At 74.4% G+C, this 13,792-nt stretch carries 14 protein-coding genes; 7 read left to right on the forward strand and 7 right to left on the reverse strand.

What is annotated here, in order from left to right; all coding sequences use genetic code 11:
* Window positions 1-298: 298 nt before the first annotated feature.
* Window positions 299-1,840: a leucyl aminopeptidase gene (locus CP967_RS25090; protein WP_150490144.1), complete on the reverse strand. Its 1,542-nt coding sequence runs from the start codon at window positions 1,838-1,840 to the stop codon at window positions 299-301.
* A 202-nt stretch (window positions 1,841-2,042) separates the two neighbouring features.
* On the opposite strand from CP967_RS25090, the gene CP967_RS25095 reads away from it, so the two are divergent.
* Complete coding sequence (locus CP967_RS25095) at window positions 2,043-2,897, forward strand: endo alpha-1,4 polygalactosaminidase (RefSeq protein WP_150490145.1); 855 nt, start codon at window positions 2,043-2,045, stop codon at window positions 2,895-2,897.
* Between the two features lie 20 nt (window positions 2,898-2,917).
* Here the strand turns inward: CP967_RS25095 and CP967_RS25100 are convergent, their stop codons facing one another.
* A complete protein-coding gene (locus CP967_RS25100; RefSeq protein ID WP_150490146.1) occupies window positions 2,918-3,697 on the reverse strand; it encodes an adenosylcobinamide-GDP ribazoletransferase in 780 nt (259 codons plus the stop codon).
* Window positions 3,698-3,866: 169 nt separating this feature from the next.
* Between CP967_RS25100 and CP967_RS25105 the strand changes: the two genes are divergently transcribed.
* A complete protein-coding gene (locus CP967_RS25105; protein WP_150490147.1) occupies window positions 3,867-4,637 on the forward strand; it encodes a hypothetical protein in 771 nt (256 codons plus the stop codon).
* Window positions 4,638-4,668: 31 nt separating this feature from the next.
* Here the strand turns inward: CP967_RS25105 and cobT are convergent, their stop codons facing one another.
* On the reverse strand, window positions 4,669-5,790 hold the full coding sequence (gene cobT / locus CP967_RS25110; protein WP_150490148.1) for a nicotinate-nucleotide--dimethylbenzimidazole phosphoribosyltransferase: 1,122 nt from the start codon (window positions 5,788-5,790) through the stop codon (window positions 4,669-4,671).
* Between the two features lie 206 nt (window positions 5,791-5,996).
* A complete protein-coding gene (locus CP967_RS25115) occupies window positions 5,997-7,199 on the reverse strand; it encodes a bifunctional adenosylcobinamide kinase/adenosylcobinamide-phosphate guanylyltransferase (RefSeq protein WP_150490149.1) in 1,203 nt (400 codons plus the stop codon).
* A gap of 119 nt (window positions 7,200-7,318) precedes the next feature.
* Here CP967_RS25115 and CP967_RS25120 point away from each other — a divergent pair, with 119 nt between their 5' ends.
* Window positions 7,319-7,522, forward strand: coding sequence for a hypothetical protein (locus CP967_RS25120; protein ID WP_069173098.1), 204 nt, complete (start codon window positions 7,319-7,321; stop codon window positions 7,520-7,522).
* 86 nt (window positions 7,523-7,608) lie between these two features.
* Here CP967_RS25120 and CP967_RS25125 read toward each other — a convergent pair whose 3' ends face one another.
* From CP967_RS25125 to CP967_RS25135, 3 genes are all read right to left on the reverse strand, one after another.
* Window positions 7,609-8,685, reverse strand: coding sequence for a S1C family serine protease (locus CP967_RS25125; RefSeq protein ID WP_150490150.1), 1,077 nt, complete (start codon window positions 8,683-8,685; stop codon window positions 7,609-7,611).
* A gap of 107 nt (window positions 8,686-8,792) precedes the next feature.
* The gene (locus tag CP967_RS25130) at window positions 8,793-9,500 is read right to left on the reverse strand and encodes a class I SAM-dependent methyltransferase (RefSeq protein ID WP_229888643.1); all 708 of its coding nucleotides are present in this window, start codon (window positions 9,498-9,500) and stop codon (window positions 8,793-8,795) included.
* 86 nt (window positions 9,501-9,586) lie between these two features.
* Window positions 9,587-10,186 (reverse strand): DUF3043 domain-containing protein, encoded by a 600-nt coding sequence (locus CP967_RS25135; RefSeq protein WP_150490152.1) that lies wholly within the window; start codon window positions 10,184-10,186, stop codon window positions 9,587-9,589.
* Window positions 10,187-10,482: 296 nt separating this feature from the next.
* Here CP967_RS25135 and CP967_RS25140 point away from each other — a divergent pair, with 296 nt between their 5' ends.
* From CP967_RS25140 to CP967_RS25155, 4 genes are all read left to right on the forward strand, one after another.
* Complete coding sequence (locus tag CP967_RS25140; RefSeq protein WP_150490153.1) at window positions 10,483-11,265, forward strand: PspA/IM30 family protein; 783 nt, start codon at window positions 10,483-10,485, stop codon at window positions 11,263-11,265.
* Window positions 11,266-11,275: 10 nt separating this feature from the next.
* The gene (gene pspAA, locus CP967_RS25145) at window positions 11,276-11,554 is read left to right on the forward strand and encodes a PspA-associated protein PspAA (RefSeq protein ID WP_150490154.1); all 279 of its coding nucleotides are present in this window, start codon (window positions 11,276-11,278) and stop codon (window positions 11,552-11,554) included.
* Between the two features lie 128 nt (window positions 11,555-11,682).
* Window positions 11,683-12,999 carry a sensor histidine kinase gene (locus CP967_RS25150; RefSeq protein WP_150490155.1) on the forward strand — a complete coding sequence of 439 codons (1,317 nt, stop codon included), beginning with the start codon at window positions 11,683-11,685 and terminating at the stop codon, window positions 12,997-12,999.
* Window positions 12,996-13,691, forward strand: a complete 696-nt coding sequence (locus CP967_RS25155; RefSeq protein WP_150490156.1) for a response regulator — start codon at window positions 12,996-12,998, stop codon at window positions 13,689-13,691. Before CP967_RS25150 ends, CP967_RS25155 begins: the two co-directional genes overlap by 4 nt.
* Window positions 13,692-13,792 lie beyond the last annotated feature (101 nt).

Raw genomic sequence — 13,792 nt, forward strand, 5'->3', positions numbered from 1 at the left:
CCGGTCGGCTGGTGTTCGGCCGCTTGCGTATGTCGGCCCTGTGGTGGGGGCCCTGTCCTGCCGAGAACCCATCTTCGCACTTGTTGGGGGCGGACGGGACGCGGGCCCCTGCTCCGGGACGGGCCGGCATCCGGCCCGGACCCCGGCGCGCGCGTACAGAATCGCGGAAACCGGCCGGTCAGGTACCGCTCAGGTGAACACGCACGGCCCCGGACGTATGCCCGGGGCCGTGTCACCGCCCGTGGACGGGCGCGCGTGGAGCGCGTACGGAGCCGGCGCGGGCCCCGGACGCGGCGGGTCAGCCCAGCTCGCCGTCGGCCGTACGCTCGGCCAGCCGGACCAGCGTGCGGACCGAGGAACCCGTGCCGCCCTTGGGCGTGTAGCCGTACGGCGCGCCCTCGTGGAAGGCCGGGCCCGCGATGTCCAGGTGGGCCCAGGCGATGCCCTCGCCGACGAACTCCTTCAGGAAGAGGCCGGCCACCAGGCCGCCGCCCATCCGCTCACCCATGTTCGCGATGTCGGCGGTCGGGGAGTCCATGCCCTTGCGCAGGTCGGCCGGGAGCGGCATCGGCCAGGACGCCTCACCGGCCTCCTCGGCGGTCTCGTGGACCGCGGTGCGGAAGGCGTCGTCGTTGGCCATCACACCGAAGGTGCGGTTGCCCAGCGCGAGGACCATCGCCCCGGTCAGCGTCGCCACGTCGACGATCGCGTCCGGCTTCTCCTCCGAGGCGCGGGTCAGCGCGTCGGCGAGGACCAGACGGCCCTCGGCGTCGGTGTTGAGGACCTCGACGGTCTTGCCGCTGTACATGCGCAGCACGTCACCCGGGCGGGTGGCGTTGCCGCCCGGCATGTTCTCGGCCAGCGCCAGCCAGCCGGTGACGTTGACCCGCAGGCCGAGACGGGCGGCCGAGACGACGGCGGCGAACACCGCGGCGGCGCCGGCCATGTCGCACTTCATCGTCTCGTTGTGACCGGCCGGCTTCAGCGAGATGCCGCCCGAGTCGTAGGTGATGCCCTTGCCGACCAGGGCGAGCGTCTTCTCCGCCTTGGGGTGGGTGTAGGCCAGCTTGACCAGGCGCGGGCCGTGGGCGGAGCCCTGCCCGACGCCGAGCAGACCGCCGAAGCCGCCCTTGACCAGGGCCTTCTCGTCGAGGACCTGCACCTTGACGCCGTGCTCCTTGCCGGCGGCGGTGGCCACGGCGGCGAAGGACTCCGGGTAGAGGTCGTTCGGCGGGGTGTTGACCAGGTCGCGGGCGCGGTTGATCTCCTCGGTGAGGGCGATCGCACGCTCGGCGGCGGCCTTGTACGCCTTGTCGCGCGGCTTGGCGCCGAGCAGGGCGACCTCGGCGAGCGGCTGCTTGGGGCCGTTCTTCCCGGCGCCCTTGGGCACGACCTTGTCCTCGCCGCCCTGGTAGGCGGTGAAGGCGTACGCGCCCAGCAGGGCGCCCTCCGCGACGGCCCCGGCGTCCTCGGCGGACTCCGTCGGCAGCGCGAAGCCGGCCTTCTTGGTGCCGGACAGCGCGCGGGCGGCGCTGCCCGCGGCGCGGCGCAGGGCCTCGGCGTCGTACGCACCGTCCTGCTCGGGGGCCTTGCCGAGCCCCGCCACCAGCACGAGGGGGGTCTTCAGGCCGGAGGGCGCGGGCAGCTTGGTCACCTCGCCCTCGGCACCGGAGGCACCCAGGGTCTCCAGGATGCCCGCCAGCTTGCCGTCGAACGCCTTGTCCACGGCCTCGGCGCCCGGCGCCACGACCAGGCCCTCGGCGCCCTTGGCGACCCCGACGACCACGGCGTCGGCACGCAGCGTCGCCGCACCGGATGTGCTGAGAGTGAGAGCAGTCACGGTGGTGAAATCTCGCTTCCGTTGAGTTCTGGAGTCGGTCGAAGGGGTGGGCCGACCGCGCCCGGCGCATCGTAGACCCCGCCGCGATGTGCCGGGAATGAGCCTACGCGCGCCATTGCGTCCGTCTTACAGGGGCAGGGCCGTCCGGGCGGACGGGGCGCGGATAGGGTCGTGTGCCAGGACGCACGGAGCGGGGGGACACATGGGCGACGGAACGCCGGCCAGGGGCGCGGGACGCCGGAAGGCCCTGCTGGTCCCCCTGCTCCCGCTCCTCCTGCTCATCGGCTGCGCCACCGGTACGGAGCCGTCCGGCGCGGGGGCGGCCGGAGGCGGGGGCGCCACCGGGAAGCCGGCCGCGGAGCGCTGGCAGCCGGAACCGGGCGTGGACTGGCAGTGGCAGCTCTCCGGCCGGCTGGACACGGACGTCGACGTCCCGGTGTACGACATCGACGGCTTCGACCAGGACGCGGAGACCGTCGCCCGGCTCCACCGCGAGGGCCGCAAGGTCATCTGCTACCTCTCCACCGGCGCCTGGGAGGACTTCCGCCCGGACGCGGAGGAGTTCCCCGCCTCCGTACGCGGCAGGAGCAACGGCTGGGAGGGGGAGTGGTGGCTCGACATCCGCCGCACCGACGTCCTGGAACCACTGATGGAGGCCCGGATCGAGATGTGCGCGCGAAAAGGCTTCGACGCGGTGGAGCCCGACAACATGGACGGCTACCTCAACGACACCGGCTTCCCGCTCACCGCCGCGGACCAGCTCCGCTACAACCGGCTGATCGCCCGCATCGCCCACGGCCACGGCATGGCCGTCGGCCTGAAGAACGACCTCCCCCAGATCCCCGAACTGGTCGGCGACTTCGACTTCGCGGTCAACGAACAGTGCGCCCAGTACGGCGAATGCGCGGAACTCACCCCGTTCATCGAGGCGGGCAAGGCCGTCTTCCACGCGGAGTACGAACTGCCGGTGAGCGACTTCTGCGCCGAGTCCCGGCGGCTGGAGCTGAGTTCCCTGCTCAAGAAGTACGAACTGGGGGTCTGGCGCCGGACCTGCTGAGGCACCGGCGGGAGCCGCGCTCAGCCGAGGGCCAGGGCCACCAGCACCGCTGTGGCCGCCGTCTCCTCCAGAGCCCCGAACACATCGCCGGTCACCCCGCCGAAACGCCGGACGCAGTGCCCGAGCAGCAGCCGCGCCGCCAGCAGGCCCGCCAGGGCCGCCAGGGCGAAGCGCAGTGCCCCGTGGCCGCCCGTCACCGCGCCCACCGCCGCGCAGCCGGCCACCACCACGGCCGCCAGGACCGCGGCCGCGCCCGGCGGGACGGTGCCCGCGACCGCCGCGCCGAGGCCCTCGGGCCGGGCCGCCGGGACACCGCGGCGCGAGGCCAGGGTGAGCGCCAGCCGGGCCACCACGGCGGCGGCCACGGCGCCCGAGGCACCGTGCGCCCAGCCCCGGCCGTACAGCTCGAAGAGCACCGCGACCTGGCCCAGCAGGACGAACAGCAGGGTGATGACCCCGAACGGCCCGATGTCCGACTGCTTCATGATCCGCAACGCGTCCTCGGCCGGCTTCCCGCTGCCCAGCCCGTCCGCGGTGTCCGCCAGTCCGTCCAGGTGCAGGCCCCGGGTCAGGACGGCGGGCACGGCGGCGGAGACGGCCGCGGCGAGCAGCGGGCCCGCCCCGGCGAGCAGGAGCAGCGCCCCGGGCGCCGCCGCGAGCAGACCCACGGCCAGCCCGGCGAGCGGCGCGCACAGCATGCCCGCGCGTGCGGCCGGCCGGTCCCAGCGCGAGACACGGACGGGGAGCGCGGTCAGGGTGCCGAAGGCGAAACGGACGCCGTCACTGTTCAGGGAGGTCACCGCGTGCAGGCTAGCGGCCCCCGGACACCGGCGTCCCGGGACCCCGGGGACCGGCCGGGACGCTAGGTTGAACAGGTCGCGGCAAAAGGCGCATAAGGGGTCCTGAGGGGCAGGGTGCCCGGCCCGCCTTCCGCCAGGAGCTGTGAGTGGATCACCGGGAGCGCGTGGGATGGGTCACTGGCTGTACCGGAACTTCGTCGAGCCGGGCCGTCTGCCCCTGCTTCTCGCACTGGCCGCCTTCGTGCTGACGTTCGCCGTCACACGCTTCGTCACCCGCATGATCCGGGCCGGCAAGGGCCCCTTCCGCGACATCAGGCCCGGAGGCCTCCACATCCACCACGTGGTGCCGGGCGTCGTGCTCGCGGTGACCGGAGGGTTCGGCGCGATCGCCAGCGACCGGCACGGGGTGGCGGCCTGCCTCTTCGCGGTCGTGTTCGGGACCGGGACCGGACTGGTGCTGGACGAGTTCGCGCTGATCCTGCACCTCGACGACGTGTACTGGACCGAGGAGGGCCGCCGGAGCGTCGAGGTGGTCGTCCTCACCGCCTCCCTCGTCGCCCTCGTCCTGGCGGGCTTCTCCCCGCTCGGCGTGGACGGGCTGAGCGACAGCGCGCAGCAGGGCCGGGCGGGCGTCGTCGCGACCTACACCGCCAACTTCGCCTTCGTGCTGGCCGCCCTGTCCAAGGGCAAGATCCGCATGGCGGTGATCGGCACCCTGGTCCCGGTCGTCGCGATGGTCGCCGCCGTCCGGCTGGCCCGGCCCGCCTCGCCCTGGGCCCGGCACCTCTACCGGCGGCGGCCCCGCGCCCGCGCCCGGGCACTGCTGCGGGCCTACCACCACGACGCCCGCTGGGCGGGGCCGCGCCGCCGGCTCCAGGACCTGATCGGCGGGGCCCCCGACCGGGCCCCGCTCCCGGGGCCGCCGTCCGGCCGGCCCTGACCGGGGCGCCCCCGGTCAGGGCCGGCCGGGGTCAGGCGGAAGTCTCCGCCCCGGCCGTCTCCGCGCCGCCGGACACCGGCTCCCCGTCCCCGTCCTGGTCTCCGTCCCCGTCCTCCTCCGCGCGCTCGGGCAGTTCCGCCGCCAGAGCGGCCGCCGCCTGGACGAGCGGCAGGGCGAGGAGCGCCCCGGTGCCCTCCCCGACCGTCACCCGCTGGTCCAGCAGCGGGGTCAGCGCCATCCGGTCCAGCGCCTTGGCCTGCGCCGGCTCACCGCTCACCTGGCCGGCCAGCCACCAGTCCGGAGCCCGGAAGGCCGCCCGCTGGGCCACCAGCGCACAGGCCGCCGAGACCACACCGTCCAGCACCACCGGCATCCGCCGTACCGCGCTCTGCAACAGGAAGCCGGTCATCGCCGCCAGATCCGCTCCGCCCACCGCGGCCAGCAGCTCCAGCTGGTCCCCGAGCACCGGCCGGGCCCGGCGCAGCGCGTCCCGGACGGCCGCGCACTTGCGCATCCACGCCAGGTCGTCGATGCCCGCCCCGCCGCGGCCGGTCACCACCGAGGCGTCCGTACCGCACAGGGCGGCGATCAGCGTCGCGGCGGCCGTCGTGCCGCCGACGCTCAGATCGCCCAGGACCACCAGATCGGTACCGGAGTCCGCCTCCTCGTCGGCGATCCGCATGCCCAGCCGCACGGCCTGCTCGGCCTCCCCGGCCGTCAGCGCGTCCTCGACGTCGATCCGCCCGCTGCCCCGCCGCACCCGGTGGCGTACGACCGGCTCCGGCAGCAGCTCCGGGTCGCAGTCCAGCCCGGCGTCCACGACCCGCAGCGGTACGGAGAACCGGCGGGCCAGCACCGCCACCGGACTCGATCCGTCCAGGACCGCCCGGACCAGCTCGTGCGCGCTTCCCGCCGCACGCCCCGACACATCCAGCTCCGCCACCCCGTGGTCACCGGCGAACAGCACCACACGCGGCCGGTCGACGGCCTTGACCGGCACCGACTGCTGGGCGGCGGACAGCCACTCGCCCAGCTCGTCGAGGCGGCCGAGGGAACCGGGCGGCACGATCAGCCGCTCCCGTCGTTCCTCCGCGTCGCGGCGCACGCCTCCGTCGGGGCGTTCGATCAGGTCGGAGAAGTCGTCCAGATTCACGGGGGTCTGCCTCGCGTGTCGTCACAGGGTGGGCGGGAGCCCGGCGGCGGGCCCCTCTGCGGAACAGTACCCGGCGGCCCGAGACCCACCCGGCCCCGTCGCCCCCGGCGGCCTGCGGCCCCCGGGGCACCCGCTCCGCCCGGCCCCGCACACCCGCCGGTCCGCGCCCGCCCGCCCCCGTACCCCCGGCCGGGCACCGGCGGCGGTCAGCCGCGCAGCACCAGCGCCTGACCCGCCACCACCAGCAGCACCTGCTCGCACTCGTCGGCGAACGCCGCGTTCAGGCGGCCCAGTTCGTCCCGGAAACGCCGGCCGGACGGTGTCGCGGGCACCACCCCCGAGCCGGTCTCGTTGGTGACCGCCACGACCGTACGGCGCGTTCGGCGGACCGCGCGGACCAGCTCCGCCACCCGGGCCCTGAGCTTCTCCCGGCCCCCGTCGGCCCACAGGGCGTTGTCCCAGGCGTCCACACGGTCCATCGCGTCCGTGAGCCACAGCGACAGGCAGTCGATCAGCAGCGGGGGACCGTCGGCCTCCAGCAGTTCCACCAGCTCGCACGTCTCCTCGGTGCGCCACGCGGCGGGCCTGCGCTCGCGGTGCAGCCCGATCCGGTCCGCCCAGTCGGCGTCCCCCTCACGGCTGCCGCTCGTCGCCACGTACACCACCGCGGGGAACGTCTCCAGGCGCCGCTCCGCCTCCAGCGACTTCCCGGACCGGGCGCCGCCCGTCACCAGGGTGCGCCGGGGGATCACCGGAGCCGCCCGGCGCCCGCCCACCGGCAGCGTCGTCCCGTCCGCGACGGCCCGCGCCCCGGCCGCCGCCAGCCGCCGGTCCAGCTCCGCCCCGGCCGGCGCGTCATGGTCCAGGTGGACGGCGACCACCTCGGTGGCGTCCCCGGCCGCGCCCGCCGCCCGCAGCCCGGCCACCGCGTCCGGCCGGCCGGTCACATCGCAGACGACCATGTCGTACGGCCCGGCCGCCCGCCCGGCCATACCGGCCGGGGCGCCGCCGGGCGGCAGGTACAGCAGCCGCTCACCCGTGGCGGACGTCACCTCGTACCCGGTGCCCGGGGCGTCCAGCGCCATCGCCCGCACCCGGTGCCCGCTGATCAGGGTCAGGGTCCGCCCGTCCGGCACCCGCCCGGCCGGCGGCAGCGAAGGGGGCAGCTCGACCGCCGGCCCGTCGTGCGGGTGGGTCAGCAGCACCTGCCGTACACCGGTGAGCGAACGGCCGGCCCGGGCCGCGGCGAACACCGCGCCCGGGGTGAGGTCGAGCAGCAGCGCGTCGTCGACGAGCAGGGAGGTCGCGGCGCGGGCCCCCGCACCCCGGGCCGACGCGCAGCGCGCGCAGGGGCAGGCGGGCCGCGGCAGTCCGGTGGGGGCCCCGGTGCCGAGCAGAGTCAGTTCCACGCCCACGATCTTCCCGCGTCCCCGCCCCGGCTGCGCGCCCGGGCCGGTCGCCCGCCGTCTCCCGCCGCCCGCCCGCCCCCGGCTAGGCTGCGGTCAGCAACACGACCCAGGAGGCGGACATGGCGTGGACGTGGCGGTTCGAGAAGTCCGACGGTACGGAGACGGAGCCGGCGCTGCAGCCGGAGGAATTCACCACCCAGGGGGACGCGGAGTCGTGGATCGGTGAGTTCTGGAAGGAGCTCCTGGAGGGCGGCGCGGACCAGGTGACGCTCTTCGAGGACTCGACGAAGATCTACGGCCCGATGAGCCTCCAGGCCGGCTGAGGAGCCGCCGGCCGGCACGGCACCGGCCGGAGGCGCCCCTGGCGGGCGGCCTCCGGCCGGTGCCGTGCCGGCGCGTCCGGGGCCGGTCAGACCTCGCCCAGGGTGACCTCGGCCGTCCGCTCGTCGCCGCCGCGGGTGTACGTCACCCGGACCCTGTCCCCGGGCTTGTCGCCCGCCAGGGCCTCCGAGAGGGACGTGATGGTGGTGACCGGGGTGTCGCCGACCCGGGTGATGATGTCCCCGACGCGCAGCCCGGCCTTCCGGGCCGCCCCGTCCTCCTCCACACTCACGATCGCCACCCCGGCCGGCCGGTAGTCGTCGTCGACGACCGTGCGGCCCGTGATCTCCAGTGCCGCCCGCCCCGAATCGGTGACCCGCCCCGACTCGATGATCTGATCGGCGACCGTCCGCACCATCGACACCGGGATCGCGAACCCGATCCCCGGCGCCGCGCTGCCGCCCAGCTGCGGGTCCGTCGCCGCCAGCGTCGGGATGCCGATCACCTGGCTGTCCAGGTTCACCAGCGCACCGCCGCTGTTCCCCGGGTTGATGGCCGCCGAGGTCTGCACCATGTCGGCGAGCGTCGCCCCCGTGCCGCCGCCCGACCGGCTCTCGCTGACCGTCCGGCCCAGGGCCGAGACGATGCCCTGGGTGACGCTGCTGGACAGACCGAGCGGCGAGCCCATCGCCAGCACGATCTGGCCCACCTCGACCTTGTCGGCATCACCGAACCGCGCCGCCCGCAGCCCGTCCGGGACCCTGTCCAGCTTGACGACCGCGAGATCCTGCTCGGGGTAGGAGGACACCAGCGACGCCTTGAGCGCCTTCTCACCGGTCGCGACGCTGACGTCGAACGTCTTCTCCTCGCCCACCACATGGGCGTTGGTGACGATGTGGCCCCTGTCGTCGTAGACGACGCCCGAGCCGAGGCTGTCACCGGCGGCGATCTGCACCACCGAGGGCAGCACGTCGTTGATCACCTTCTGGTACCGCTCCTGCAGGTCGTCCGGCGCGGCCGCGGCGGCGGCCTTCTGCACCGGAGCGCCGGAGGGGGGTGAGTCCGGCCCGCCCGCGCAGCCGCCCGCCAGGACGAGGGCGCAGGCACCGGCGGTCAGGGGCAGGAGCGACCGGCGCAGCCGGGCACGGGCGGGGGTTGTGTCCATGCCGGGAGTATCGCCACGCCCCACCGGCGGCGGCCTGCGCTGATCGGCCGATCAGGCGTACCGCCGGCCGGCGCCGAAGACCCGGACGGAAGGGGAGCCCCGGCCTCTCAGCCGCGTACCCCGCACAGGTGCAGCAGCGCGGCGACCCGCCGGTACGGGTCCGTCCGCCCGGCCCGGTCCTCGGCGGCCAGCACCCGCTCCAGCTCCCCGCCGCCCGGCAGTTCCGCCTCGTTGGGCACGTTGTCGGTGAAGACCCGCACGCCGTACCAGGCGTGCAGCGGGGCCGCGATCCCGGCGAGTGTGGCGGTCAGCGTCTCCAGCCGGTCCGCCCGCACGGCCAGGCCCAGCCGGTTGGTGTACGTGTCCGACTCGAAGGCCGCCAGCGCGGCGCCGAAGTCCCCCGCCGTCCCCGGCCGCATCGCCAGGGCGTCCGCGTTCCGTACGAGCAGGGACAGCAGGCCGTCGGGCGCCAGCACCCGGGCCAGTCCCGCCAGCAGGGCGTCCGGCTCGTCGATGTACATCAGGACGCCGTGGCAGAGGACCACGTCGAAACTGCCGGGCAGGAAGTGCACCCCGGTCTCGCGGCCGTCGCCCTCGATGATCCGCATCCGCTCCCGGATGCCCTCGGGCTCGACGGCGAGGGCCTCGCGCGCGACCCGCACCATCTCCGCGTCCGACTCCAGCCCGGTCACCGAGTGACCGGCCCGCGCCAGACGCAGGGCCTGCGTGCCCTGGCCCATGCCGACGTCGAGCACCCGCAGCCGCCTCCCCACCGGGAAACGGGCGGCTATCTGCTCGTCCAGCTGCCGTGCCACCAGCTCCTGGCGCACGACGTTGCGGAGCCCGCCGAGCCCCTCCAGCCACCGGGACGAGACCCCCGTGAAGCCGGAGGTCTCCGTACTCAGGGCCGCTCTCCCCGCTTGACCTGCGGCTTGGGCAGCCGCAGCCGGCGCATCTGTAGCGTACGCATCAGGCCGTACGCCACCGCGCCGCGCTTGGGCTGGTCCGGGAAGCGCTCGGCCAGCTGCTTCCTGAGCCGGAAGCCGAGACCGATGGAGTCCAGCACGATCAGCACGATCACGCCGAGCCAGAGCAGCAGCGAGATGTTCTGGATGCTGGGGATCTGGATGACGCTCAGGACCAGGATGACCACCGCGAGCGGGAGGAAGTACTCGGCGATGCAGAAGCGGGAGTCCACGAAGTCACGGACGAAGCGCCGCACGGGGCCCTTGTCGCGTACCGGCAGATAACGCTCGTCACCCGAGGCGAGCGCCTCACGCTGCCTGGCCAGGTCCGCGCGGCGCGCCTCACGCTGGCGCTTCGCCGCGGCCTTGCGGTCCAGCGGGGCGCCGCTGGAGGCACGCCGGCGCTGCGTCTGGGCCTCGCTGCGCTTGGGGGTAGGGCGACCCTTGGGTGCCTGCGGGTCGCGGGGCTGCTTGGAGAGGTCCGCCGTCACCTTGCCGGTGGGGGCCTTCTCTTCCTTGGAACGGCTACGGAACACAAGGCCCAAGGGTACGGGGTCGATCAGGACGGATGAGGACCGGGCGGGAACGATCCGGCAACGGCACGCGTCCTGATAAGCGTCCCGACAGGGGCAGAACGGACGTTGCCGACGCTTTCCCTGAGGGTCTTCTACACCCTGGGCGGGAGTGATCACCGGCGGCAGTCGTCCTTGGGGAGGAGCACATCCGCGCCCGAACAGTGCGGTAATGGAGACAGGGCCCGTACTGTGGGTTCTGTTGGAGTGCCGGAGCTCAGTCCGTCAGAAGGGGGCGCGCGAAGCCCATGAGCGGTGTCATGAAGCGTATGGGGATGATCTTCCGCGCGAAGGCAAACAAGGCCCTTGACCGGGCCGAGGATCCGCGCGAGACCCTGGATTACTCGTACCAGAAGCAGCTGGAGCTGCTTCAGAAGGTGCGCCGCGGCGTCGCCGACGTGGCGACCTCGCGCAAACGGCTGGAGCTGCAGCTCAACCAGCTGCAGGGGCAGTCGTCCAAGCTGGAGGACCAGGGCCGCAAGGCGCTCGCGCTCGGCCGCGAGGACCTGGCCCGCGAGGCGCTGTCCCGGCGCGCCGCCCTCCAGCAGCAGGTCACCGACCTGGAGACGCAGCACCAGACGCTGCAGGGCGAGGAGGAGAAACTCACCCTCGCCGCCCAGCGGCTCCAGGCCAAGGTCGACGCCTTCCGCACGAAGAAGGAGACCATCAAGGCCACCTACACCGCGGCCCAGGCGCAGACCCGGATCGGCGAGGCATTCTCCGGTATCTCCGAGGAGATGGGCGACGTCGGTCTGGCGATCCAGCGGGCCGAGGACAAGACCCAGCAGCTCCAGGCCCGTGCCGGGGCCATCGACGAGCTGCTGGCTTCCGGTGCCCTGGACGACCCCTCGGGAACCGCCAAGGACGACATCGCCGCCGAGTTGGACCGGATCTCGGGCGGCAGCGATGTAGAACTGGAACTGCAGCGCATGAAGGCCGAGCTGGCCGGCGGCTCCTCCGCGCAGCAGCAGGCGATCGAGGGCGGCACGCAGGACGCCGCGCCGCAGTCGCAGCAGTCCCCGCACAAGTTCGACAAGCAGTGAGGGCGGCGTCGTGATCGTACGGATCATGGGGGAGGGCCAGGTAGAGCTGGCCGACAGTCATGTCGCCGAGCTGAACACGCTCGACGACCTCCTGCTCACCGAGATGGAGCGGGGTGACGGGCCGGGGTTCCGCGGCACGCTGCACGCGCTCCTCCACCGGGTGCGCGAGCTCGGCACCCCCCTGCCGGACGACTCCCTGGAGCCGTCCGAGCTGATCCTGCCGTCCCCCGACGCAGATCTCGAAGAGGTACGCGCCATGCTCGGCGACGACGGGCTGATCCCCGGCTGACCGGCTCCGCCCCCGCGCACTCCCGCCGCGCCCCGCCCGGTCCCACCGGTGCGGGGCGCCGTGCCGGTGGGACCGATCCGCCGGGTACCGGGGCGCACAGGGTGCGACACGCCGTACCGTAGCTGGACGTGACCACCCTTCCGACAGGGTTCGCGCGTGCCCGCCGCTGGCTGCGCGGCCACCCCCTCGCCTTCGACGGGGCACTCGCCGCGGGCGTCCTCGTCTGCATGGTCTGCGCCTCGTTCGCCGAGCCGCACCCCGGGCACGGGCCCAGCTTCGGGGTCCGCGCCCCCGACACCTCCAGCGTCCTGCTCATGGTCCTCGGCGCGGCGGCCCTCGTACGGCGGCGGAGCCGGCCCATGGAGGTCCTCGCCGCCACCGGCGCGCTGAGCATCGCCGAGTTCCTGCTGAGCGACCCGCCCGCCCCCGTCGTGATGAGCGTGGTAGTCGCCCTGTACACCGTGGCCGCCCGCACCGACCGGCCCACCACCTGGCGGGTGGGCCTGCTGACCATGGTCTCGCTGACCATGGCCGCGATGGTGGTCGGCTCCTCCCCCTGGTACAGCCAGGAGAACGTCGGCGTACTCGCCTGGCTCGGGCTCGCGGGCGCCACCGGGGACGCCGTGCGCAGCCGGCGGGCCTTCGTCGACGCGATCAGGGAACGGGCCGAGCGCGCGGAACGCACCCGCGAGGAGGAGGCCCGCCGCCGGGTCGCCGAGGAGCGCCTGCGCATCGCCCGCGACCTCCACGACGTCGTCGCCCACCACATCGCCCTGGTCAACGTCCAGGCCGGGGTCGCCGCCCACGTCATGGACAAGCGCCCGGACCAGGCCAAGGAGGCCCTGGCCCATGTACGCCAGGCCAGCCGCTCCGCACTCGACGAGCTCAGGTCCACCGTCGGACTGCTGCGCCAGTCCGGCGACCCCGAGGCCCCCACCGAACCGGCGCCCGGCCTCGCCGTCCTCGACGACCTGGTCGCCACCTTCCGCAACGCCGGCCTGCCCGTCGAGGTGGCCCGGACCGACCGCGACGAACCGCTGCCCGCGGCCGTCGACCTGGCGGCCTACCGCATCATCCAGGAGGCCCTGACCAACGTCCGCAAGCACGCGGGGGCCCACGCCAGGGCGGAGGTCAGCGTCGTACGGGCCGGGGCGAGCGCCGAGGTCACGGTGCTCGACGACGGCACCGGGACCGCCGCCGGCGCGGACCGGGCCGACGGCGGCGGACACGGCCTCCTCGGCATGCGGGAACGCGTCACCGCGCTCGGCGGGGCACTGACCGCGGGCCCCCGGTACGGCGGCGGCTTCCGGGTCCATGCGATCCTGCCCCTCACCACCGGCGCGGACGGCGAACCGGCCCGGGACACGGGGCAGAGGGCGGGGGGATGCGTCCTGCGGGCGGCCCCCGGCGACAGCAGGACATCCACCACGGGGGAACGCGTATGACACCGATCAGGGTGCTGCTCGCCGACGATCAGGCGCTGCTGCGCAGCGCGTTCCGGGTACTGGTCGACTCCGAGCCCGACATGCGGGTCGTGGGCGAGGCCGCGGACGGCGCCCAGGCCGTCGAGCTGGCCCGCGCCACCCGGGCGGACGTGGTCCTCATGGACATCCGGATGCCCGGCACCGACGGACTCACCGCCACCCGCGCCATCAGCGCCGACCCGGAACTCGCCGGCGTACGGATCGTCATGCTCACCACCTTCGAGGTGGACGAGTACGTGGTCCAGGCGCTGCGCGCGGGCGCCGCCGGCTTCCTGGGCAAGGGGGCCGAGCCGGACGAACTGCTGAACGCCATCCGGCTCGCCGCCGCCGGGGAGTCCCTGCTCTCACCCGCCGCGACCAAGGGGCTCATCGCCACGTTCCTCGCCCAGGGCGGCAGCGCCGGCGAGGGGCCCGCCGACACCCCGGCCGCCTACGCCGAGCAGCTCGCCGCGCTCACCGGCCGTGAGCGGGAGGTGCTCGTGCTCGTCGCCGGAGGGCACACCAACGACCGGATCGCCGAACGGCTGGCGGTCAGCCCGCTCACCGTCAAGACCCATGTGAACCGGGCCATGGCGAAACTCGGCGCACGGGACCGCGCCCAATTGGTCGTCATTGCGTACGAATCGGGCCTGGTGCGCCCCCGGGCCGACTGACGGGTGGAGGCGGGGCGTACTCCAGCTGCGGTATGCCCGACATCAGAAAGCAACCCGGGGGGCGACGATTCCGTCACCCGGGCACGGCATCGTAGGGGTGG

It is taken from the genome of Streptomyces nitrosporeus (assembly GCF_008704555.1).
GTDB lineage: Bacteria > Actinomycetota > Actinomycetes > Streptomycetales > Streptomycetaceae > Streptomyces > Streptomyces nitrosporeus.

Bases quoted from the DNA above. Each gene is read 5' to 3' on its own strand.
- CP967_RS25140 (WP_150490153.1), top strand. From the start codon at position 10,483: ATGAAGCGTATGGGGATGATCTTCCGCGCGAAGGCAAACAAGGCCCTT.
- CP967_RS25155 (WP_150490156.1), top strand. From the start codon at position 12,996: ATGACACCGATCAGGGTGCTGCTCGCCGACGATCAGGCGCTGCTGCGC.
- CP967_RS25120 (WP_069173098.1), top strand. From the start codon at position 7,319: ATGGCGTGGACGTGGCGGTTCGAGAAGTCCGACGGTACGGAGACGGAG.
- CP967_RS25125 (WP_150490150.1), bottom strand. From the start codon at position 8,685: ATGGACACAACCCCCGCCCGTGCCCGGCTGCGCCGGTCGCTCCTGCCC.
- CP967_RS25105 (WP_150490147.1), top strand. From the start codon at position 3,867: ATGGGTCACTGGCTGTACCGGAACTTCGTCGAGCCGGGCCGTCTGCCC.
- CP967_RS25095 (WP_150490145.1), top strand. From the start codon at position 2,043: ATGGGCGACGGAACGCCGGCCAGGGGCGCGGGACGCCGGAAGGCCCTG.